The organism is Curtobacterium sp. MWU13-2055 (genome assembly GCF_023242305.1).
In the GTDB taxonomy this organism is placed as follows: Bacteria; Actinomycetota; Actinomycetes; order Actinomycetales; family Microbacteriaceae; genus Curtobacterium.
Window position 1 is genome coordinate 570,408 of record NZ_JALLIO010000002.1, and the last position, 20,837, is coordinate 591,244.

Annotated in this window: 21 protein-coding genes; 9 read left to right on the plus strand and 12 right to left on the minus strand. The window is 70.8% G+C overall.

Annotated elements, in window-relative coordinates; all coding sequences use genetic code 11:
- Positions 1-69: 69 nt before the first annotated feature.
- The 3 genes from M4960_RS07490 to M4960_RS07500 are packed head-to-tail and all read left to right on the plus strand — an operon-like array spanning position 70 to position 1,761.
- Positions 70-1,131, plus strand: coding sequence for an NAD-dependent epimerase/dehydratase family protein (locus M4960_RS07490; protein ID WP_248703910.1), 1,062 nt, complete (start codon positions 70-72; stop codon positions 1,129-1,131).
- 25 nt (positions 1,132-1,156) lie between these two features.
- Complete coding sequence (locus M4960_RS07495) at positions 1,157-1,357, plus strand: type II toxin-antitoxin system VapB family antitoxin (RefSeq protein WP_123314341.1); 201 nt, start codon at positions 1,157-1,159, stop codon at positions 1,355-1,357.
- A complete protein-coding gene (locus tag M4960_RS07500) occupies positions 1,357-1,761 on the plus strand; it encodes a PIN domain-containing protein (protein WP_131847165.1) in 405 nt (134 codons plus the stop codon). Before M4960_RS07495 ends, M4960_RS07500 begins: the two co-directional genes overlap by 1 nt.
- A gap of 22 nt (positions 1,762-1,783) precedes the next feature.
- On the opposite strand, the gene M4960_RS07505 is transcribed toward M4960_RS07500, so the two are convergent.
- Both M4960_RS07505 and M4960_RS07510 read right to left on the minus strand, forming a co-directional pair.
- Positions 1,784-2,296 carry a GNAT family N-acetyltransferase gene (locus tag M4960_RS07505; protein WP_248703911.1) on the minus strand — a complete coding sequence of 171 codons (513 nt, stop codon included), beginning with the start codon at positions 2,294-2,296 and terminating at the stop codon, positions 1,784-1,786.
- Positions 2,296-4,917 (minus strand): RNA helicase, encoded by a 2,622-nt coding sequence (locus M4960_RS07510; protein WP_248703912.1) that lies wholly within the window; start codon positions 4,915-4,917, stop codon positions 2,296-2,298. Before M4960_RS07510 ends, M4960_RS07505 begins: the two co-directional genes overlap by 1 nt.
- 87 nt (positions 4,918-5,004) lie before the next feature.
- Here M4960_RS07510 and M4960_RS07515 point away from each other — a divergent pair, with 87 nt between their 5' ends.
- Positions 5,005-6,021: an LLM class flavin-dependent oxidoreductase gene (locus M4960_RS07515; RefSeq protein ID WP_123294963.1), complete on the plus strand. Its 1,017-nt coding sequence runs from the start codon at positions 5,005-5,007 to the stop codon at positions 6,019-6,021.
- 448 nt (positions 6,022-6,469) lie between these two features.
- Here M4960_RS07515 and M4960_RS07520 read toward each other — a convergent pair whose 3' ends face one another.
- Both M4960_RS07520 and M4960_RS07525 read right to left on the minus strand, forming a co-directional pair.
- On the minus strand, positions 6,470-8,929 hold the full coding sequence (locus M4960_RS07520) for a glycoside hydrolase family 3 protein (RefSeq protein ID WP_248703913.1): 2,460 nt from the start codon (positions 8,927-8,929) through the stop codon (positions 6,470-6,472).
- Positions 8,930-8,977: 48 nt separating this feature from the next.
- The gene (locus tag M4960_RS07525; RefSeq protein ID WP_248703914.1) at positions 8,978-10,246 is read right to left on the minus strand and encodes an MFS transporter; all 1,269 of its coding nucleotides are present in this window, start codon (positions 10,244-10,246) and stop codon (positions 8,978-8,980) included.
- A 131-nt stretch (positions 10,247-10,377) separates the two neighbouring features.
- Here M4960_RS07525 and M4960_RS07530 point away from each other — a divergent pair, with 131 nt between their 5' ends.
- Complete coding sequence (locus tag M4960_RS07530; RefSeq protein WP_123341243.1) at positions 10,378-10,968, plus strand: TetR/AcrR family transcriptional regulator; 591 nt, start codon at positions 10,378-10,380, stop codon at positions 10,966-10,968.
- 110 nt (positions 10,969-11,078) lie between these two features.
- Positions 11,079-11,939 (plus strand): NAD(P)-dependent oxidoreductase, encoded by an 861-nt coding sequence (locus M4960_RS07535; protein ID WP_111086594.1) that lies wholly within the window; start codon positions 11,079-11,081, stop codon positions 11,937-11,939.
- A gap of 34 nt (positions 11,940-11,973) precedes the next feature.
- Here M4960_RS07535 and M4960_RS07540 read toward each other — a convergent pair whose 3' ends face one another.
- Together M4960_RS07540 and M4960_RS07545 are read right to left on the minus strand one after the other, a co-directional pair.
- Positions 11,974-13,527 carry a methyltransferase gene (locus tag M4960_RS07540; protein ID WP_374202919.1) on the minus strand — a complete coding sequence of 518 codons (1,554 nt, stop codon included), beginning with the start codon at positions 13,525-13,527 and terminating at the stop codon, positions 11,974-11,976.
- 38 nt (positions 13,528-13,565) lie between these two features.
- Entirely contained in the window at positions 13,566-13,931 is a 366-nt protein-coding gene (locus tag M4960_RS07545) for a helix-turn-helix transcriptional regulator (RefSeq protein ID WP_123673599.1), read from the minus strand.
- A gap of 100 nt (positions 13,932-14,031) precedes the next feature.
- Here M4960_RS07545 and M4960_RS07550 point away from each other — a divergent pair, with 100 nt between their 5' ends.
- Positions 14,032-15,285 carry an MFS transporter gene (locus M4960_RS07550; RefSeq protein WP_248703915.1) on the plus strand — a complete coding sequence of 418 codons (1,254 nt, stop codon included), beginning with the start codon at positions 14,032-14,034 and terminating at the stop codon, positions 15,283-15,285.
- A gap of 161 nt (positions 15,286-15,446) precedes the next feature.
- Here the strand turns inward: M4960_RS07550 and M4960_RS07555 are convergent, their stop codons facing one another.
- Positions 15,447-15,902: a TIGR02611 family protein gene (locus M4960_RS07555; protein WP_248703916.1), complete on the minus strand. Its 456-nt coding sequence runs from the start codon at positions 15,900-15,902 to the stop codon at positions 15,447-15,449.
- Positions 15,903-16,033: 131 nt separating this feature from the next.
- Positions 16,034-16,366 (minus strand): TraR/DksA family transcriptional regulator, encoded by a 333-nt coding sequence (locus M4960_RS07560; RefSeq protein ID WP_248703917.1) that lies wholly within the window; start codon positions 16,364-16,366, stop codon positions 16,034-16,036.
- Positions 16,367-16,422: 56 nt separating this feature from the next.
- On the opposite strand from M4960_RS07560, the gene M4960_RS07565 reads away from it, so the two are divergent.
- Complete coding sequence (locus tag M4960_RS07565) at positions 16,423-17,454, plus strand: LLM class flavin-dependent oxidoreductase (protein WP_260096152.1); 1,032 nt, start codon at positions 16,423-16,425, stop codon at positions 17,452-17,454.
- Between the two features lie 36 nt (positions 17,455-17,490).
- Here the strand turns inward: M4960_RS07565 and M4960_RS07570 are convergent, their stop codons facing one another.
- Positions 17,491-17,961: an ASCH domain-containing protein gene (locus M4960_RS07570; RefSeq protein ID WP_374202914.1), complete on the minus strand. Its 471-nt coding sequence runs from the start codon at positions 17,959-17,961 to the stop codon at positions 17,491-17,493.
- A gap of 123 nt (positions 17,962-18,084) precedes the next feature.
- Here M4960_RS07570 and M4960_RS07575 point away from each other — a divergent pair, with 123 nt between their 5' ends.
- A complete protein-coding gene (locus M4960_RS07575; RefSeq protein WP_248703918.1) occupies positions 18,085-18,531 on the plus strand; it encodes a DUF2510 domain-containing protein in 447 nt (148 codons plus the stop codon).
- A 114-nt stretch (positions 18,532-18,645) separates the two neighbouring features.
- Here M4960_RS07575 and M4960_RS07580 read toward each other — a convergent pair whose 3' ends face one another.
- From M4960_RS07580 to M4960_RS07590, 3 genes are read right to left on the minus strand one after another with little or no spacing between them, the layout of a single operon-like run.
- Positions 18,646-19,662: a site-specific tyrosine recombinase XerD gene (locus M4960_RS07580; protein WP_248703935.1), complete on the minus strand. Its 1,017-nt coding sequence runs from the start codon at positions 19,660-19,662 to the stop codon at positions 18,646-18,648.
- 19 nt (positions 19,663-19,681) lie between these two features.
- A complete protein-coding gene (locus tag M4960_RS07585) occupies positions 19,682-20,263 on the minus strand; it encodes a DUF1349 domain-containing protein (RefSeq protein WP_248703919.1) in 582 nt (193 codons plus the stop codon).
- A complete protein-coding gene (locus M4960_RS07590) occupies positions 20,260-20,835 on the minus strand; it encodes an NUDIX domain-containing protein (RefSeq protein WP_173170563.1) in 576 nt (191 codons plus the stop codon). Before M4960_RS07590 ends, M4960_RS07585 begins: the two co-directional genes overlap by 4 nt.
- Positions 20,836-20,837 lie beyond the last annotated feature (2 nt).

Consider the following 20,837-nt stretch of genomic DNA (forward strand, 5'->3'; position numbering starts at 1 on the left):
CCTGGGTCTCGGAGACCCAGGAACACCGAGGCACTGGTCCGCATCCGACCTCGAGACGATGCTGGGCGCATGGAGAACACCGAACACGTCCTGGTCACCGGCGGCTCCGGCTTCATCGCTGGCCACCTGATCCTGCAGTTGCTCGACGCCGGGCACCGCGTCCGCACCACGATCCGGTCCCTCGACCGGGAACCCGCGGTCCGTGCGGTCCTCGCCGAAGCCGGCCTGACCGCCGACGACCGGCTGGAGTTCGTCGCCGCCGACCTGACGTCCGATGACGGATGGGCTCAGGCGGTCGCGGACATCGACGTCGTGCACCACGTCGCCTCGCCGGTGATGCCCGGCCACGTCGAGGACGAGGACTCCGTGATCCGTCCGGCGGTGGAGGGGACGCTGCGGGTGCTGCGCGCCGCACACACGGCCGGAGTCGATCGCGTCGTGCTGACCTCAGCCTTCCACGCGGTCAGCTGGGGCCACCCGCACTCCGACCACGTGTTCACCGAGGCCGACTGGACGGTGCTCGATGGGCCCGGTGTCGACGCCTACGGGAAGAGCAAGACCCTCGCGGAACGCGCCGCGTGGGACTTCGTCACGTCCGAGCCCGGTGCGCCGGAGCTCGTCACGACGATGCCGGTCGCGGTGATGGGCCCGGCGATGGGGCACGCGGTGTCGGGCGCGAACCACATCCTGCAGTCCATGCTCTCCGGAGCGATGCCCGCGACCCCGCGACTGTTCATCCCCATCGTCGACGTGCGTGACGTCGCCGCGGCGCACGTCACCGCGACGACCGCCCCGGATGCAGCGGGCAAACGGTTCCTCTTGTCGAACGGCCCGGCGCTCGAGATGGCCGAGATCGCCGCCACCCTGCGCGACCACCTCGGTGACGACGCCCCGGCAGTCCCGACGCAGACGCTGCCCGACGACGTCGTACGGACCGCAGCCGAGACCCAGCCGCAGTTCCGTGCGATGGTGCCCGACCTCGGCTACGCCAAGCGCACCTCGAACGAGCGAGCGCGCACCGTGCTCGGCTGGACCCCTCGTGATGCGCACGAGGCGATCGTGGCGGCGGCCCGGAGCCTGGTGGCGAAGGGCCTCGTCGGTCGCTCGGGACCGGCCAGCCAGCGTATATAGTGGTCCATATAAACCGGAGGTGCTCATGGCAGTGACGACGATCGACCTCGATCAGCGCGTTCTCGAGGACGCGAAGCAGCTCACCGGAGCACGCTCGAACAGAGAAGTCGTCCAGCGCGCGCTCGAGACACTCATCGCCGTGCGACGACAGCCTGCGGCGGTCGAGCGGATCATCGCCCGGGACTTCGCCGCAGACCCGACGGCCGCGGACGAACTGCACCCCTGATGGCGACGTACATCGTCGACAACTCGGTCTGGTGGAAAGCGCATCGTTCCCCGGCGATCGCTCGGCGCCTGCGGGAGGTCGCGACTCAGGACCTCATCCTGACATGCCCTCCGCAGGTGCTCGAGTACTGCCATTCGGCGCGGTCCAGCTCCGACCACGACGGCCATTGCGACGACATGGCGGCCTTCCTCGAAGCGTCGAGCCATCCCGATGTGACGGCGGTGACGAGTATCCAGAACGCACTGTGGCGCAACGGACACGTTCGCGGAGCCGGGCCGGTCGACGTCCACATCGCCGCGTACGCCGTCTGCAACGGAGCGACGGTTCTGAGCTCGGACCGTGACTACGAACACATCGCATCGGCCGTCGCTGAGTTCCGGCACGAATACCTACCGGAGCATTGAACGCACCCCTGACCCAAGAGGATCAGACCGCCCGCTCCCAGAGCGCCACCGTGCTCTCGAGCCCGTCGTACCGGTACGGCTTCCGCTCCCCTGTCGGCGCGTACCCGAGCGCCCGCCAGAACGGCTCGGCACCGACCGCGTTCGTCGCCACGATCCCCAGTCGCAGTCGGTCGGCGCCGGCGTCGGCTGCCAGGGAAACGACGGCCTCGTGCAGGACCCGGCCGAGGCCGGAACCCTGCCGATCGCCACGGACGACGAGCAGTCCGATGTACGCCGTGGTCGGCGCCGGGTAGCCGAGCAGCACGTCCGCGAACGCCACGAGCGAGTCGCCGTCCCACAGCCCGATCCCGTGCTTGCCCGCCGGGTCGAAGCCGTCCGGCACCGACACGAGTGCGCTCAGCCCGTCGGACGGCCCCGGCGGGTACCCGGTGATCCGCTCGGCGTAGTCCGGCACGGTCTCGAGCAGCACCTGCAGCGCATCGACGTCGTCCGCACCGAGCGCTCGCACGACGAACGAACCGGCACCGGCCGGCATCAGTCGACGTCCACGTCGGCCCACCCGTCGAACCGACCGATCTCGGTGACCCGGACCACGGCCTCACCGGCTTCGTCCGAGGCGTCGAGGTCGATCGTCGCCGAGAACCCGAAGTCCTTGTCGCCCGACGGGTCCGCGAAGATCTGCCGAGCGCGCCACACGCCCGCCACGCCCGCCGCACCCGCACCCGTCGCCCCAGCACCCGCCCCCACACCCGTCGCCCCCGTCTGGTCGAGGACCAGGTAGGACATCGACCGCGCCTCGGCATCGGTGCCGATGGTGTCGTGCTCCTCGTAGTACTCCTCGAGCACCGCGTCCCACGCGTCGCCGTCGAACCCGGCCGCGGCGTCGAGCGCCCCGAGTCCGTCGACGTCGTCGCGCGCGGCGAGCAGCACCCGCTGGAACAGTGCGTTCCGCACGAGCACGGTGAAGGCCCGCACGTTGCCGGTGAGCCGTGCCGGCTGCGGCGGCGCGATCTCCTGCTCTTCGGCGAGGGCGAGCAGCACGTCACCGTTGAGCAGCGCTTCCCACTCGTCGACGAGCGAGGAGTCGGTCTGCCGGACGACCTCGCCGAGCCACTCGATCAGGTCGTCGAGCTCCTGGTTCCGCTGTTCCTCGGTGATGGTCTGCCGCATGGTCCGGTAGGCGTCGGACAGGTACCGGAGCACGAGCCCCTCGGACCGGGTGAGCTGGTAGAACCGCACGAAGTCGCCGAAGGTCATCGCGCGTTCGTACATGTCGCGGACGACGGCCTTCGGCGAGAGTGCGAAGTCGAGAACCCAGGGCTGCTCCGCCGAGTACGCCTCGTAGGCCGCCGTCAGCAGCTCGTCGAGCGGCTTGGGCCAGGTGACCTCTTCCAGCAGCTCCATCCGCTCCTCGTACTCGATGCCCTCGCGCTTCATGCGGGCGACCTCTTCGCCGCGCTCCTTGAACTGCTGCTGCGACAGGATCGCCCGCGGGTCGTCCAGTGTCGCCTCGACGATCGAGACCATGTCCAGCGCGTAGGTGGGAGAAGCAGGATCGAGCAGCTCGAACGCGGCGAGCGCGAACGGGGACAGGGGCTGGTTGAGGGCGAAGTTCGACTGCAGGTCGACGGTGAGCCGGTAGGAGACCGGAGGCCCCGGCACCCGCTCGATGACCTGCGCGTTGATGAGGGTCCGGGCGATGACGAGCGCACGCCGGGCCATCGCGAGCTGGCGGGCACGCGGTTCGTGGTTGTCGAACACCAGCGAGCGCACCTCGTCGAACGCCGAACCGCCGCGGGCCACCACGGACAGCACCATCGAGTGCGTGATGCGCATGCGCGACACCATGGGTTCCGGTTCGGCGCCGATGAGCCGGTCGAACGATGCCTGCCCCCAGGACACGAACCCCTCCGGTGCCTTCTTCCGCTTGATCTTGCTCTTCTTCTTCTGGTCGTCCCCGGCCTTGGCGACCGCACGGGCGTTCTCGATGTCGTGCTCGGGGGCCTCGGCGACGACGTCACCCTCGGTGTCGTACCCGGCACGTCCGGCACGGCCGGCGATCTGGTGGAACTCGCGCGCGGACAGCTGCCGCATCTTCGTGCCGTCGAACTTCGTCAGCCCGGTGAACAGCACGGAGCGGATCGGCACGTTGATGCCGACGCCCAGGGTGTCGGTGCCGCAGATGACGGGCAGCAGCCCGCGCTGTGCAAGCTGCTCGACGAGCCGTCGGTACTTGGGGAGCATGCCGGCGTGGTGCACGCCGATGCCGGCGCGGATCAGGCGGGACAGGGTCTGTCCGAAGCCGGCGCTGAAACGGAAGCCCGCGATCGCTTCCGCGATCCGGTCTCGACGCGCACGATCAGCGACCTTCGCCGACATCAGCGACTGCGCCCGTTCGAGCGCCGCGGCCTGGGCGAAGTGCACGATGTAGATCGGCGCCTTGCCCTCCTCCAGCAGCCGTTCGACGGTCTCCTGCACGGGCGTCATCACGTACTCGTACTCGAGCGGCACCGGTCGGCTGACCCCGGTCACGCGGGCGGTGGGTCGGCCGGTGCGTCGGGACAGGTCGTCGGCGATGGTGGTGACGTCCCCGAGGGTGGCCGACATCAGCAGGAACTGCGCACGTTCGAGCACGAGCAGCGGCACCTGCCAGGCCCAGCCGCGGTCGGGGTCGCCGTAGAAGTGGAACTCGTCCATCACCACGACGTCGACGTCGGTGTCGGGTCCTTCGCGCAGGGCGAGGTTCGCCAGGATCTCGGCGGTGCAGCAGACGATGGGGGCGTCGCCGTTCACGCTGGAGTCGCCGGTGACCATGCCGACGTTCTGCGCGCCGAACAGCTCGACGAGCTGGAAGAACTTCTCGGAGACGAGCGCCTTGATCGGTGCCGTGTAGTAGCTCCGCTTGCCCTCGGCGAGCGCGGCGAAGTGCGCGCCGGCCGCGACGAGCGACTTGCCGGTGCCGGTCGGGGTGCTCAGCACGACGTTCGCGCCGGAGACGAGCTCGATGACCGCTTCGTCCTGTGCCGGGTACAGCGGCCGGCCGCCTTCCTCGGCCCAGGCCGCGAAGGCCTCGTAGACCTCGTCGGCGTCGACGACGCCGTCCACCGCCGCCGGGATCGCGGCGACGAGCGGGGGCACGGTGGTGACGTCGGTCATGGCCCCATCCTCCCAGGCTGCGGTGACGAGGTGGTCGGTACGGACGACCGGGAGGCCCGGCTCCATACGCGCGCATAGACTCGCGTCATGCGCGAACTCGGCTTCCTCACCTTCGTCCCGAACCACGGCGGCACTGCGGGTGCGGCGAGCGCCCTGCAGGATGGTCTGCGGCTGTTCGAGACGGCCGAGACCCTCGGCTACGGCACGGGCTGGGTCCGCGGTCGGCACTTCGAGCCCTTCCTGACGAGCCCGATGACGTTCTTCGCCGCCGCGGCCCAACGGACCAGCACCATCGCCTTCGGCACCGCGGTGCTCGGCATGCGCTACGAGGACCCGGTGCGCCTCGCCGAGGACGCCAGCACGGTCGACCTGCTGAGCGGCGGGCGGGTGCAGCTCGGCATCAGCACGGGCATCGCCGGGTACGGGCCGATCCTCGACCCGGTGTTCGGCTCCGTGGACCGCTCGTTCCGCGACGAGGCCGAGGCCCGGGCCGCCCGACTGCTCGAGGTGCTCGACGGCGACGCACTCGGCAGCGCCGGCTCTGGCTACGAGAGCATCCCGGCCGGTGCGGACCTGACCCTGCAGCCGCTCAGCCCCGGCCTGCGCGACCGCGTGTGGTGGGGCGGCGGCAGCATGGGCACCGCGGTGCGCACGGCCGAGAAGGGGCTGCTCCTGCACTGCTCGACCCTCAACACCGAGGACACCGGTGCACCCTTCGCCCAGGCGCAGGCCGACCAGATCGCCGCCTACCGCGAGCGGTTCACCGAGCTGCACGGCGGGACCGGCCGCACGTCGAAGGTCGCGGTGGGCCGCATCGTCGTGCCGTTGCTCGACGACCACGACCGCGCGGTCCACGACGAGTTCCTGACCGGGTACGCCTCGGGAATGGACGACGAGGGCCGACCGCTCTCCGGTCCGCCGTTCCGGTTCAGCAAGGTGCTGTCCGGCGAGCCGGCCGCCATCGTCGACGCCCTGCTCGCCGACCCCGCCGTCACCGCCACGGACGAGCTCGTGATCACCCTGCCCGCGAACGGCGACGTGGCCGCCCACGAGCGGATCCTGCGCATCGTCGCCGAGGAGATCGCGCCGGCACTGCGGGCCTGAGAACGGATCAGGACACCCGGCGGGGCTCAGATCGAGTCGGTGATGCTCGAGAGCCCTGCCGGATGACCATCTCGTCCCTGATCCGCACGGGATGGTGGGACCATCGTTCCACCTACCGAGCGGTTTGTCACACTCGGTTGCGCCCTCAGGACGAGAAAGTTGATCATCCGTCACCCGTTTTGCCCGGATCGCACGAAGTCCGTCAACCGGTTCGCCGAACCCCTTCCAGGACGGAAACAGTCGGGACGAACGAATGCGCCCCCGCGCGGACGCGGGGACGCATTCTGGACGCACCGGGGAAGCTGGGGCATCGTCAGCCGGATCAGGAGGCTGAGTCGCACAACCAGCGACCCCGTAGTCGGTGCGTGCGCCGACGGTAACCAGCCGACTGGCGCACATCGATGTTACTCAACAGGCGTCGTCGGTGCGCGGAAACCGGACGAACTGGTCAGACCAGTTCGAGGGCCGCGCTCCCGGACTCGTCGGTGACCGAGGCTCCGACGTGCAGCGTGAAGGTGCCGGGCTCGTACTGCCAGGCTCCGTCCCAGTGCGCGAACGCCCGGGCCGGCACCTCGATCGAGACCTCGGTCGACTCCCCCGCGCCGAGGCGGACCGGGGCGAACCCGACGAGCCAGCGCGCCGGACGGTCCACCGCCGAGGACTCGCGCGACGCGTAGACCTGCACGACGTGCTTGCCGGCGCGCGGTCCGGTGTTGGCGACCGTCGCCGTGACGATGACCGCGTCCCCCTCGGACACGGTCGGCGTCGCGACGACGCCGTCGATGGTCCACGAGGTGTAGCCGAGGCCGTGCCCGAACGGGTACGCCGGCGTGGTGCCGGCACGGAGCCAGGCACGGTACCCGATGTGGACGCCCTCGTCGTACGACACCTTGCCGTCGACGGGGGTGACGTCCAGCACGGGCACGTCGGCCATCGCGACCGGCCAGGTGGTGGGCAGACGGCCGCCGGGCTCCTGCGCGCCGGTCAGGACATCGGCGAGCGCGTTGCCGTACTCCTGCCCACCGAACCAGGTGAGCAGGACCGCGGCGACGTCGTTCCGCCACGGCATCTCCACGGGCGAGCCGGCGTTCACGACGACGACCGTGTTCGGGTTGGCCGCCACGACCGCACGCACCAGGTCGTCCTGGTGGCCGGGCAGCGCGAGCGATGAGCGGTCGTAGCCCTCGGACTCGACCTTCGAGTTCGTGCCGACGACCACCACGGCGACGTCAGCCGTGCGGGCAGCCTCGACTGCGGCATCGATGAGCACCGACGGGTCCTCGTCGGACGGCTCGGTGCCGAACTGGTACGCGAGCACGCCGCCGAGGGTCTCGTCCTGGATGACGTCGTACTCGATGCGGATCGCGACCTGCTGCCCCGAGGTCACCGACACGGGCACCGAGCGGGCCGGCGGGTTGAGGAACGCCGCGCCGAGCTGGTCGCCTTCGAAGGGCACGTCCTCGTCGAGCACGAGCTCCCCGTCGATCCACATCCGCGACCGGCCGGCCGCCCCGATGCCGATCCGCACGGTGCCGGTGGACGGCGCGGTGTAGGTCGTGGTGATGTCGAGCCGATCGGCCTCACGCGTTGGAGCGTCGCCGCCGAACCAGAACAGTGCCGTGGCGCGGCGGTCCTCGACGTACAGTTCCTGGTCGTCCTTGACGAAGGCGACGCGGGCGCCGGGCTCGCCGGTGCCGGGGTTCGTGATGGTGGACAGCGGGAACTCCGCGATGCCCTCCTGCACGACGGCACCGATCGCGTAGTCGACCGTGGCGCCCGGGAACGCCGAGCGGATCCCGTCGAGCGGCGAGACGACCTGCGACGGCACGACCGTGGCCGAGCCACCACCCTGCGTGCGGGCCTGGTCGGCGTTGTGGCCGATGACGGCGATGCGGGAGACGGCGGGCGCGTCGAGCGGCAGCACGCCGGTGTTGCGGACGAGGACGGTGCCCTCGGCCTCGGCTTCGCGGACGAACGCGACGCCGTCCTCGACGTGCACCGGCTGCGCGGCCACGGGCTCGAAGCCCTCGAGTGCGCCGACGCGGGCGGCCAGGGTCAGGATGCGGCGGACCTTGCGGTCGATCGCCTCGATCGGCACGTCACCGGACTGCACCGCGGCGAGCAGCGGACCATCGCTCCACCACTGGTTCGGTCCGGGCATCGCGACGTCCTGCGACGCCTTCGCCGAGTCGACCGAGCGCACGCCGGTCCAGTCGGACACGACGATGCCGTCGAAGCCCCACTCGGAGCTCAGCGGCGTCTCGAGCAGGTCGTGCTCCGACGCGGTGACGCCGTTGATGGAGTTGTACGACGACATGATCGCCCAGGCGTGCGCCTCGGTCACGGCCTTCTCGAACGCGAGCAGGTACAGCTCGCGCAGGGCCCGGTCGGAGACCTCGGTCGACGCGGTGAAGCGGTCGGTCTCGTAGTCGTTCGCGATGTAGTGCTTCGGGGTCGCGGCCACGCCGTTCTCCTGCACACCGTCGACGTACGACGCAGCAAGGTCACCGGTCAGGACCGGATCCTCGCTGAACGCCTCGAAGTGCCGGCCGCCGAGCGGCGAGCGGTGCAGGTTGATGGTCGGGCCGAGGACGACGTCGACGCCCTTGCGGCGTGCCTCGACGGCTGCTGCTGCGCCGTAGCGCTTCGCGATCGCGCGGTCCCACGACGCGCTCAGCGCGGTCGCCGAGGGCAGGTTCAGCGACGGGTCGCGTTCGTCCCACACCTCACCACGGACGCCCGAGGGGCCGTCCGACATCAGGATCCGGCGCAGCCCGATCTTCTCGATGGGCCAGGTGGTCCAGAAGTCGCGCCCGGTCAGGAGCTGCACCTTCTCGTCGGTGGTCAGCTGGTCGACGAGCGCGTCGATGCGCTCGGCCGTACTGGAGGCAGGGGTCACGTCGTTCACGGTAGTCACGGTGGTCGGTCCTTTCGTTCAGAGCCTGGGGAAGCGTGGTCAGCGCACGCCGCGGATGCGGGACACCGAGACGATGCCGAGCAGTCCGACGACGGCGCCGGTGATGAAGAAGCCGCTGTACCCGCCGGTCAGGGCGATGACGCCCGGGGCCGCCGCGGGCACGATCGACTGGGGCAGGGCCTGCGCGATGTTGACGACGCCGAGGTCCTTCGCGTTGTCCTCGTCGGACGGCAGCACGTCGGTGATGAGCGCCAGGTCGACGGCGTAGAAGACGCCCATGCCGGCACCCATCACGAACTCGCCGACCAGGACCATGCCGAGCGACGGCGCGAGCGCGATGATCACGAGCCCGACCACGCCGACGATGCCCGCGATCGCGACGAACAGCTTGCGGCGGCCGAGCTTGTCCGACAGCCAGCCGGCGATGAGCGAGGTGAGCACGATGCCGACGACGTTCCACAGCGTTCCCTGGAACACCGCGTTCGCGACGTGGTCGGGGTCCACGCCGATGTCGTCCCGCAGGAAGTACGTCAGGTAGCTCACCGCGGTGTACTGCGCGGCGACCATCAGGAACCGGGTGAGCCAGGCCCAGCCGAGGTCCGGGTGCTTCACGGGGTTGAAGACGAACGAGCCGAAGACCTGCCCGATGCCGAGCTTCGACGTGGGCCGGTGGGTGAGCACGCGGTCGCGGAACACGATCGCGTAGAGCACGACGACGATCGACCCGATCGCACCGGGGATGATCATCTGCGTCGCCGAGGTCGAGAAGAGCTGCACGAGGAACGTGCCGCCGACGAGCGCGAGGTTCTGGGAGAGCCCGAGCAGCGCCGCGACCCGGCCGCGCTGGGACCGCGTGACGTGGTCCGGCAGGACCGCGGTCATGGCGGCGATCGTGGCGTTGTAGGCGATCTGCGTGACGCCCCACGCGATCACCAGCACGACGGTCGAGGTCGTCGTCGCGACGACCACGAGGCCCGCGAAGCCGACCACGGTGCCACCGATGATCCACGGACGACGCATGCCGAGCCTCCCGGCAGTCCGATCGCTGAAGCGACCGGCCAGGGGGTTGGCGACCATCGCGGCGAACGCGCCGACACCGAGTGCCAGGCCGAGCACACCCGCTTGGTTGTCCGGCGCGATCTCGGCGACCTTGAGCGCCATGGCGACCAGCACCGGCGGCAGCAGCGCGATGTACAGGCCGAGCATCGCGATCGGCATGCCGAGCGTGTACATGAGCGGGGCACCTCGGCCGCGCGTGGGTGCGACTGCGGTCGGGGTGTCGTTGACGGTCAGGGCGTCGTTGGCCACTGCAACCTCTTCTCGGGTACGCCACCTGCACCGGTGACTCGCACGCCTTCGTCGGCGGCTCCGCCCACGGTAACACCAAAACCAAGTGCGGCTAGGTTTTCTGTGTGCACTCCGAGCGGTACAGTCCTGCCATGGCACGACGGGGTTCGTACGCGAAGGGCATCGCGAAGCGCGAGGAGATCCTCACGGTCGCGCTCGACCTCGTCGCTTCGCAGGGGTTCCGCCGCACCAGCATCAAGGACATCGCCGACGCCGTCGGGCTGACCCAGGCCGGCCTGCTGCACTACTTCGACTCCAAGGACGAGCTCTGGGTCGAGATCCTGCGACGACGCGACGAGCTCGACCTCGCCCACGACTGGCAGGCACCCGACCCCGCTGCACTGCTCGCCGCGATCGTCCGGCACAACGCCGAGGTCCCCGGCCTGGTGCAGATGTTCGTCAACCTCTCTGCCGCCGCTGCGACCGACCCCGAGCACCCCGCGCACGCGTACTTCCAGGAGCGCTACGAGCGCAGCCGTCGCGACCTGTCCGCCGACTTCCGCACCATGCAGCAGGACGGACGACTCCGCGCCGACGTCGATGCCGAGGAACTGACGAGCGTGCTGCTCGCGGTGTCCGACGGCATGCAGATCCAGTGGCTGTTCGACCCGTCGCGGGACATGGCACAACACGTCGAGCTCGTCGCCCGCCTCGCGATCGCCCAGGTCGCCCCCACCGCCTGACGCTCCCCCGCCGGACAGCGGGGTACGGACAGGGCCTGGTCGGGTCAGGCGGCGCCGGGCAGGATGGGGCGTGCCCGGAGGGCGACCCGACGAGGATGTGGAGTGACGCGATGACGCGTGTAGTGGTGACCGGCGGCAGCGGCAAGCTCGGACGAGCGGTGGTGCGCGACCTCGATGCGCACGGGTACGACGTGGTGCTGCTCGACCGCGTGCCCTCCCCCGACCAGCCCGAGGGCGTGCAGTTCGTCCGGATCGACCTGACCGACTACGGCCAGGTCCTGAACGCCCTGCTCGGCATCGACGACCGGTACGACCACGTGGACGCCGTCGTGCACCTCGCGGCCGTGCCCGCTCCGGGGCAGGTCCCCGACGTGGCGCTCATCACGAACAACGTGACGGCGTCGATCAACGTCTTCCACGCCGCACGGGCCGCGAAGATCAAGAACCTGGTGTGGGCGTCGAGCGAGACCCTGCTCGGCATCCCGATGGGCGAGCACCACCCGCCCTACCTGCCCGTCGACGAGGAGTTCGCGGTCCGCCCGCAGTCGTCGTACTCGCTCGGCAAGGCGGTCGAAGAGGAGATGGCCCGCCACTTCACCCGCTGGGACCCGGAGCTGAAGATGATCGGCCTGCGGTTCTCGAACGTGATGGACGAGACCGACTACCCGGCGTTCCCGTGGGACGCCACCCCGGAGGCGAAGACCTTCAACCTGTGGTCCTACATCGACTCGCGTGACGGCGCCCAGGCGGTCCGCAAGGCCGTCGAGGCCGAGCTCACCGGGTTCGAGGCGTTCGTCATCGCGAGCCCCGACACCGTGATGGACACCCCGACGATCGAGCTCGTCGAGCGCTACGTGCCCGACATCGAGCGTCGCGCGGACATCGACGGCGTCAGCTCGCTGCTGTCGTCCGAGAAGGCCCGCGAGCTGCTCGGCTACGCCCCCGAGCACAGCTGGCGCGACGGCCGCTAGCAGCGCCCGCGTCCGCCGCTGAGCGGCCCCTTCGCTAGGCCGGCAGCAGCAGCCCGTCGAGCACCAGGTCGCGCGCCACCGGCAGCAGGTCGGCGGCGAGCACCTGCTCGTCGACACCCGTGATCTGCGCCAGCGCGCCGACGATCGCCGCGACGGACAAGTCCCCGTCGCAGGCTCCGACGAACGCAGCGAGCGCCGTGTCCGCGTCCACCCGCCGTCCGAGTCCGCCGCCCTGCACGAGCGTCATCACCGTGGGGTCGTCGTTGCCCGGCCAGTAGTAGCGCTCCTCGGTGACGTCGCCCGCCACCGTCAGGTGTGCCGTGGCGAGCGCGGCGTCGTCGTGCGCGGCGAGCCACGCGGCCGCGTCGAGGACGCGAGCGACCGTGGCGCCGAGCCCGGCGGGGTTGGAGCCGAGCGTCTCGGGGACGCGCTCGAACCGGCGGAGGCTCGCCGTTCCTCCTGGCAGGGCTCGACGCACCACGACGTAGCCGAAACCGACGCCGGTGACGCGGCGGTCCGCGAAGTCGTCGAGCCAGGCGCCCATCAGCGTGTCGAACTCGGGCGTCCCGGGCTTCGTGCCGCCGTCGCGGATCCAGGTCTCGGCGTACGACGTGGGGTCCTGGCGCTCGCGCTCGATGACCCACGCGTCGAGGTCGGTGTCCGCGAACCAGCTGCGCACACGGTCGAGGCCGTCGACGCCCCAGTGGTACTCCCAGTTGCCGAGCAGCTGCGCGGTCCCACCGGGCTCGAGGTGCTCGGACAGGCCGCGGAGCACGGTCTCGACGAGCGCGTCGCCGACCATGCCGCCGTCGCGGTACTCGTACGAGGGGACGCCCGGCCGACGGGGTGTGATGACGAACGGCGGGTTCGACACGATGCGGTCGAACCGCTCCCCCGCGACGGGCTCGAAGAGCGAACCGTACCGGAAGTCGATCCCGTCGATGCCGTTGAGCTGCGCGTTGAAGCGGGCGATGTCGAGGGCGCGGCGCGAGATGTCGGTGGCGACCACGTGCTCGGCGAAGCGCCGGGCGTGCATGGCCTGGATCCCGCATCCGGTGCCGAGGTCGAGGACCGTGCGGACGGGGACGGGGATCTGCAGGCCGCTCAGCGTGGTGGTGGCGCCGCCGATGCCGAGGACGTGCTCCTCGCTGATCGCGTGGCCGAGGGCGAGTTCGCCGAGGTCCGAGACGATCCACCAGCTGCCGGCGCCGAGGTCGTCGACGAAGGCGTAGGGGCGCAGGTCCACCGTCGGCTCCACGACTGCGGCGTCGGTGTCGCAGACCCGCAGCAGGCCTGCCGCGACCACGGCGTCGAGCCCGGCGGTCGGGAACGCGGCAGCTGCGTCCGCGCGGGACGTCGGCAGCCCGAGCACGAACAGGGTGGCGAGGGTGCCGAGCGGGGATGTCTCACGAGCGGCCAGGGCACGGAGGGCCGCCACTCGCGACCCCCGGTGCAGCGATGCGGCCGCTTCGGTCCCCCAGAGTGCATCGATCCGGTCGACGGTGAAGCCGGCGGCGTCGAGGTCCGCGGCGAGCGCCGTCGTCACGGCCGGGTCAGCACCGATGTCGGGGAGCGTGTGCACGGCCACCCCGGCGCCGGCGTCGGCACCCGCGCCGGGCACCGCGCTCACGACTCGATCCCCTCGCGGAGCAGGGCCGCGGGCACCTGCCAGTCGAGCACCAGGTCGAGCAGCCCCGGGAACCGCTGCTGCACGTCCTCGATGCGGACCCGGCTGATGCGGGTCAGGCCCTCGAGGTGCTGCTCGAGCAGTCCGGCCTCGCGCAGGACCCGGAAATGGTGGGTGAGCGTGGACTTCGGTCGGTCGATGCCGACCCAGCCGCAGCTCCGTTCACCACCGGCGGCGTCGACGAGGTAGCGGTGCAGGATCGCCAACCGGATCGGGTCGCTCAGGGCGTCCAGGACGACGGGGAGGTCCATCTCGGCCACGGACGGCTGGGGCAGCCGCTCGGGGGCATCGACGTGCGCGGGCATGGACGGGACGCTACCACCGTTCGGCTTGCTGTACGACTTGCGTCGTACAGCGGACTGCGGTACGAATGCAGTCGTACAACGGACCATCGGAAGGATGCTCATGCAGCAGTCAGCTCGCTCGGTCGCCGGGTTCTGGATCCTCGCGGCGATGCTCCTGGTGTCGGTCGCGTCGTCCGCGGTCCCCTCGCCGATCTACCCGGTCTACGCCGCCGAGTGGCACCTCACGCCGCTCATGCTGACCGGCGTCTTCGCCATCTACGTCGCCGGGTTGCTCGCGAGTCTGCTGATCGCCGGCCAACTGTCCGACCACGTCGGCCGCAAACCCGTGCTCGTCGCCGGAGGCCTGGGCGTCGCCCTGTCGCTCGGACTGTTCGCGATCGCGGACGGCGTCGGCGCGCTCATCGTCGACCGCATCGTGCAGGGCGTCTCCGTCGGGCTCCTGATCGGTGCGCTCGGGGCGGCCCTCATCGACAACTCACTCGAGCGGCACCCGACCCTGGCCGGCGTGCTGAACGGTGTCATCCCGCCGATCGCACTCGCCACCGGTGCGATGTCGAGCGGTGCACTCGTGCAGTGGGGTCCGGCGCCGGAGCAGCTCGTCTACCTGGTCTTCGGCGCACTGCTCGTGCTCCTCGTGCTGGCACTGTTCGTGGTCCCCGAGCAGGTCCAGCGGCGCCCCGGAGCGCTCCGTTCGCTGCGCCCGACGATCAGCGTGCCGCGGAGCTCGCGTCGGCTCTTCCGCGGGGTCGTCGGTTCCCTCGTCGCCAGCTGGGCCCTCGGCGGCATGTTCCTCTCACTCGTCCCCTCAGCCCTCGGTGCGGTGTTCGGCATCACGAACCACTTCGCGGCCGGCGCACTCATCGCCGTCGTCACGAGCGTCGGCGCACTGACCGGGCTCGCGACGCAGCGGATGGACGCTCGTCGCGCCGTGCTCGTCGGGCTCGTCGCCCTGGTGCTCGGCCCGATCGTGACCGTGGCGTTCGTGATGGCCCACTCCCTGCCCGGCCTCGTCGTCGGCAGTGCGATCGCCGGCGTCGGCTTCGGTGCCGGGTTCCAGGCGCCGCTGCGGATGCTGCTCGCGACCGCGGCACCGACCCACCGCGCCGGACTGCTCTCGACGATCTACGTCGTCAGCTACCTGGCGTTCGGGGTCCCCGCCGTCATCGGTGGGCTGCTCGAACCGTCGATCGGACTCGTCCCCGTCATCGCCGGGTACGGCGGGTTCATCGTCCTCGCTGCCGTCGTCGCGCTCGTGCTGCAGCTGACGTCGAAGGACGCGGCCGCCGTCGAGGAGCAGGCCGCCGAGGTCATCGAGCGCACCGCCACCGGTTCGATCCGCGTCGCGGCGGAGTAGCGGGCCGTCCGCTCGGAGGGCGGCGCGCGCCAGGCGCACGGTGCGAGGTTGGTCATCCCGTGCGAGGTTGCTCGCTCAGCGCGCGCATACAGCGCCGCACGGAGCCATCAACCTCGCACGCAGTGACCAACACGGCACGGTGCCGGACGCGCCGGGCCGACTCAGTGCCCCGGGTGCGCCGAGTTCGCGCCGCGCGCCCGTCCACGAGCGCGCACCCCGACCGTCCGAGCAGCACCCGTGTGGGCGGCGTCGACGTCGGCCTTGCCCCGGTCGGCAGCCTCACGCAGCCGCTTCGGTCCGTGCCGCTTGGCCCAGTCCCAGAAGCGGTGCAGCTGCGCCTTGAGCCACACGATGATCTTGTGGAAGAAGTGGAACTCGCTCGCCAGCACCGTGAGTCCGATGAACACCACGAGCCATCCCGGCCCGGGCAGCGGCACCAGGATGAGTCCGATGATGACGACCAGCCCGCCGACGATGCCGACGAGCACCTTGTAGAAGAGGTGCAAGTGCGGCCTGGCGTGGATCCAGGTCCGCATGTCGTGGAACCACTGGAAGCGCTGCCGCGGCGCACCGTCGGTCCGGCTCTCGCCGGGTCCGTCGTTCGCGTCGCCGTCCATGCCGAAAACGTAGGGCGTGCGGCTGGGAATCCGCGGCGCACGCGGTGGACGCGCGGTGCGCGTGACGGAGGACGTGTGGCGGGGATGCGCCGTGCCTCCCGTCCGTCAGCGGGTGTCCGCCGGGAGGCCCGTCACGCGTGGGCGACGCACGTCGCGGCCCACGGGACGGCGGCCAATCGGGCCGCTGGGATCGGTTCGCCGCCGACCGCGCAGGTTCCGTAGGTGCCGGCGTCGAGCCGCGCGAGCGCGGCGTCCACCTGCTCGATCCGATGCCGGGCCGCGTCGCGGACGGCACCGAGCGAGCCGCGCTCCCACGCGAGGGTCGCGCCCTCGGGGTCGTGCTCGTCGTCGGAGTTGGCGTCCTGGCGGGCGTCACTGACGTCGCGCATGCTCCGCTCGACGTCGGCGAGCAGCCGTACGTTGCGGGCGCGTTCCGTGTCGAGCGCGGTGCGGGGGTCGTCCATGGCGGACACCGTAGTCGTGACGGAATGCCCGACTCTCCGGATGCGTTTGCATCGACATGACGAAGATCGGGTTCCTGTCGTTCGGACACTGGCGCGACGTGCCGGGGTCGAAGGTGCGCAGCGGGCGTGAGTCCCTGGTGCAGGCGATCGACCTCGCGGTCGCTGCCGAAGAGGCCGGCGTCGACGGCGCCTACTTCCGCGTGCACCACTTCGCACCGCAGCAGGCGGCACCGTTCCCCCTGCTGTCCGCGATCGCCGCGAAGACCAGCCGCATCGAGATCGGGACCGGCGTGATCGACATGCGCTACGAGAACCCGCTCTACATGGCCGAGGAGGCTGCGGCGACCGACCTGATCTCCGGCGGACGACTGCAGCTCGGCGTCTCCCGTGGCTCACCCGAGACCGCCCTCGCCGGTTACCAGCAGTTCGGCTACGTGCCGGACGCGTCCGACGAGAACGGCGGCGACATGGCCCGCGCGCACACCAGCGTGTTCCGTCGCGCCGTCGCCGGCGAACCGATGGCGAACGCCAACCCGCAGATGACCGGCTCGGTCGGATCGCTGCCGATCTCCCCGCTCTCCGACTCGCTCGGCGACCGCATCTGGTGGGGCGCCGGCACACGAGCCACCGCCGAGTGGACCGCCGAGCAGGGCATGAACCTGATGTCGTCGACCCTGCTCACCGAGGACACCGGCGTGCCGTTCGACGAACTGCAGGCCGAACAGATCGAGCGCTTCCGCCGAGTGTGGGCGGAGTCGGGCTGGGACCGGACCCCTCGGGTGTCGGTCTCGCGGAGCATCATCCCGATCATCGACGACGAGTCGCGGCACTACTTCGGCGTCCGCGCACAGGTCGAGGGGCAGGACCAGGTCGGGCACCTCGACGGCGGGCTCGCACGCTTCGGCCGCTCGTACATCGGCTCGCCCGAGGACCTCGTCGCGGAGCTGGCGGCCGACCAGGCCGTCCGCGCTGCCGACACCGTGCTCGTCACGGTGCCGAACCAGCTCGGCGTCGACTTCAACGCGAGACTGCTCGCCGCGGTGAAGGACGTGTTCACCGAGGTCGACGCGGCACCCGTCCCGGCCTGATCTGCTCGGTCAGGCGCTGACGGTCGGCGGCTGCGTCTACGCAGGCGCCGTCGGCGTCGGCCAGATCAGCCGGAAGCGCTCGCAGACCACCGGCATGTCCGGTTCGAAGCCGCGCGGGTTCTCGGAGTGCTCACGCCAGTACGCCTCGTGCACCGTCCGCCAGTGCTCGAGAGTCCGGTCTCCTTCGCCTTCGGCGCGCGCGTGCTCGGCCCCGACCGCGTCGAACGGGACGATCCGGACGTCCGTCGTCTCGATGACGGCCCGGGGAACACCGGCGCCGTCGGTCACGATGCTGCACTCACCGATCGCGGGGAGCGGGTCACCCGTCGCCTCGTAGTCCCAGAGCGATGACGCTGTGCCGTCCTTGACCCCGCGGAGCACCAGGCCGAGCAGCTCGTCTGCCTGCTCCGGAGTGGCACCGAACGACCACGCCTCCGGCACCTCGGCAGGCAGTTCCGGAGCATCGTCGCGCCGCGCGTTCCAGAAGCCATCGGGGGTCAGAGTCACCAGCCGACCGTAGCGCACCGCCGGGTGTCCGCACATGTGCCGACACCCGCCTTGGGACTGTGGCGGCGGGGCGGCGTCCCCTACCGTCGAGGAGCACCATCCCCCGCACCTCGAGGAGTCCCCGTGACACTGCCGGCCGCAGGCTGGTTCCCGGACCCGCAGGACGCCAGTCGTCTCCGCTGGTGGGACGGTCACGCCTGGGGCGCCGCGACCCGCGTCCTGCCGAGTGCTCCGGAATCGGTCCTGCCGATCGTCGTTGCACCTGTCGGTCCCTCGTTCTCCGTGCACACGGCATCGATCCGGACCCACGCGTGGGCGTCCGGCGGCGGTCGCGACCGCCGGCTGTGCGTGTTCACGGTGCTCGCGGTACTGCTGGCCCTGACGTCGATCCTCATCAACCCGCTGGGTGTCTGCAGCGCGCTCGCTCTCGTGTGCGGGCTCGTCGGTGTCGTTCGTCCCGGCGCGACCGGCGGGTGGGCGGTCGCCGCAAGGAGTGCGTCCTCGAGCGCGGTGGTCGTGGCGGTCGCGACGGGCGCGGTGGCGGCGTCGGCCCAGTACCACCTCTTCTGACGCGTCCCGGGCCGTCACCGTCCGACTTCGTGAGCAGAAATGGTCGGGTGCCGACCAGCGACCCGACCATTTCTGCTCACGAAGTGCACGCCCGGGCCCGCCGAACGACGAGACCTACCGCCGCGCCCGCGGATGCGCCGTCTGGTACACGTCCCGCAGCATGTCCGCCGTCACCATCGTGTAGATCTGGGTCGTCGCGACGCTCGCGTGCCCGAGCAGCTCCTGCACCACGCGCACATCGGCACCGCCCTCGAGCAGGTGCGTCGCGAACGAGTGCCGGAACGTGTGCGGCGACACGTGCGCCTCGAGGCCCGCTGCCCCGGCTGCGGATTGGATCACGAGCCACGCGCTCTGTCGTGAGAGCCGAGCGCCCCGGGCACCGAGGAACAGCGCCGGAGTCGAGGCTCCTCGCGCTGCGAACACCGGACGGGCCCGGACCAGGTAGGCGTCGATCGCCGCCCGGGCGAAGCTGCCGAGCGGCACGACCCGCTGCTTGTTCCCCTTGCCGGTGACCTTCACGACGGCGAGACCGTCGGCGTCGGGGGCTGAGTCGTCGGACAGTGTCGTCACGTCGTCCACCGACAACCCCACCGCCTCGGAGATCCGCGCGCCGGTGGCGTAGAGCAGTTCGAGCAACGCGTTGTCCCGCAGCCGCACGGGGTCGTCCACACCGGAAACGCCGTCTGCGGAGACGTCCGTCGACACCGCTCCGAGCAGCCGCTCCATGTCCTCCACCGAGATCGCCTTCGGCAGCCGCATCGGGGCCTTCGGCGGCCGGACGGCAGTGCCGGGGTCGAGCGGCAGCCAGCCCTCCCCCGCCGCGAAGGCCGTGAACGAGCGCACCGAGCTGAGCATCCGGGCGATCGACCTCGGTGCCAGCGGACCGTCCGGCTTCGTCGCCAGGTAGGTCACGAACTCCGACACGTCTGCCCGAGCGAGCCGCCCGACGTCGTCGATCGCGGACGTCCCACCGGCTCGGTCGGCACCGTCGGACTCGACGACCGGAGCCGTCGCCAGCCACGAGGTGAACACCGCCAGGTCACGCCGGTACGCCGACAACGTGTGCTGCGACAGTCCCCGCTCGATCGCGACGTGCCGCAGGTACGTCTCCGTGGCACGGTCCAGGGGAATCACGACAGCAGGCGCACGGTCAGTGCAGTGCCTCGTCGGGGGCCCCGACCCGGTACCCGGTGAACGTCACGGTCAGGCCGGCTCGCGTCGGAGCTGCACACAACAGTCCGGCCGACACGGCAGCATCGGGATCGAGGTACGCAACCCGCACCAGCCGGGGTTCCTCGTCGTCGGCCCACGCCCGGACGGTCACGGCATCACCGTCGCGGCTGGCCCGGACGGTCACCACACGTCCCACCCACTCCGGCACGGGCGCCACCGACCAGTCCGAGAAGTCACGGGTCACCACGGCGCCGAGCTGCGGCGTCCCGTCGGAGAACTCGACACCGGCCTTGATCCAGTTCCGCTCGTCGACGCGCAGGAAGACACCGGCCTGGTCGAACTGCTCCGTGTAGTCGAGGACGAACGATGCCTCGACCGAGAACGACCCATCGAGGGGCTGCACCAGCGCGTGCTCGGAGTCGTGGACGAACCCGTACGAGGTGGTCCGCCAGGCGTCGCTGCCCTCGACCGCGGTCACGCGCAGCACATCGCCGTCGAGCTCGACGGCCTCGGGCTCGTGCGTCCACGTCGCCGCGTCGACCAGTTCTCGCAGGCTCATGCGCGGCCTCGCTCGAGCGCATCCACCGCGAGCACGGCCACGACCAGCCCGGAGTTGTGCAGCCGACCATCGAGGATCGCCTCCACCAGCTCGGCCCGCGGCACCCACCGCTTCACGATGTCGGCTTCCTCAGCCTCGCGCTCGAACGCCGTCGTCGTGGGCCGCACGCCCCGGGCGCGGTAGACCTGCAGGAACTCGTTGCTCCCGCCGGACGACGTGTTGTACCGGACCAGCGGCTCCCACGTGTCCGCTTCGAGGTCGGCCTCTTCAGCGAGTTCGCGAGCGGCAGCGACCTGGAGGTCCTCGCCCTCGACGTCCAGCAGCCCGGCCGGCAGCTCCCAGTCGCGCACCCGAACCGGGTGTCGGTACTGCTGGATCACGAGGACACGGCCCTCGTCGTCCTCTGCGTAGACCGCGACTGCACCGGTGTGGTCGATGTACTCCCGCACCATCGTCTCGTCGTGGTACGCGATCGCGTCGCGGCGCACGTCCCAGACGGCGCCGTCGTACACGACGGTGGACTCGGTGACCTCGAACGAGGCGGCTTCGTCAGCGATGGGTGCGTCAGTCACGG

Excerpts from the sequence above, each read along its gene's own strand:
- M4960_RS07490 (WP_248703910.1), top strand. The coding sequence starts at position 70 with ATGGAGAACACCGAACACGTCCTGGTCACCGGCGGCTCCGGCTTCATC.
- M4960_RS07495 (WP_123314341.1), top strand. The coding sequence starts at position 1,157 with ATGGCAGTGACGACGATCGACCTCGATCAGCGCGTTCTCGAGGACGCG.
- M4960_RS07500 (WP_131847165.1), top strand. The coding sequence starts at position 1,357 with ATGGCGACGTACATCGTCGACAACTCGGTCTGGTGGAAAGCGCATCGT.
- M4960_RS07505 (WP_248703911.1), bottom strand. The coding sequence starts at position 2,296 with ATGCCGGCCGGTGCCGGTTCGTTCGTCGTGCGAGCGCTCGGTGCGGAC.
- M4960_RS07510 (WP_248703912.1), bottom strand. The coding sequence starts at position 4,917 with ATGACCGACGTCACCACCGTGCCCCCGCTCGTCGCCGCGATCCCGGCG.
- M4960_RS07515 (WP_123294963.1), top strand. The coding sequence starts at position 5,005 with ATGCGCGAACTCGGCTTCCTCACCTTCGTCCCGAACCACGGCGGCACT.
- M4960_RS07530 (WP_123341243.1), top strand. The coding sequence starts at position 10,378 with ATGGCACGACGGGGTTCGTACGCGAAGGGCATCGCGAAGCGCGAGGAG.
- M4960_RS07535 (WP_111086594.1), top strand. The coding sequence starts at position 11,079 with ATGACGCGTGTAGTGGTGACCGGCGGCAGCGGCAAGCTCGGACGAGCG.
- M4960_RS07545 (WP_123673599.1), bottom strand. The coding sequence starts at position 13,931 with ATGCCCGCGCACGTCGATGCCCCCGAGCGGCTGCCCCAGCCGTCCGTG.
- M4960_RS07550 (WP_248703915.1), top strand. The coding sequence starts at position 14,032 with ATGCAGCAGTCAGCTCGCTCGGTCGCCGGGTTCTGGATCCTCGCGGCG.
- M4960_RS07555 (WP_248703916.1), bottom strand. The coding sequence starts at position 15,902 with ATGGACGGCGACGCGAACGACGGACCCGGCGAGAGCCGGACCGACGGT.
- M4960_RS07560 (WP_248703917.1), bottom strand. The coding sequence starts at position 16,366 with ATGGACGACCCCCGCACCGCGCTCGACACGGAACGCGCCCGCAACGTA.
- M4960_RS07565 (WP_260096152.1), top strand. The coding sequence starts at position 16,423 with ATGACGAAGATCGGGTTCCTGTCGTTCGGACACTGGCGCGACGTGCCG.
- M4960_RS07585 (WP_248703919.1), bottom strand. The coding sequence starts at position 20,263 with ATGAGCCTGCGAGAACTGGTCGACGCGGCGACGTGGACGCACGAGCCC.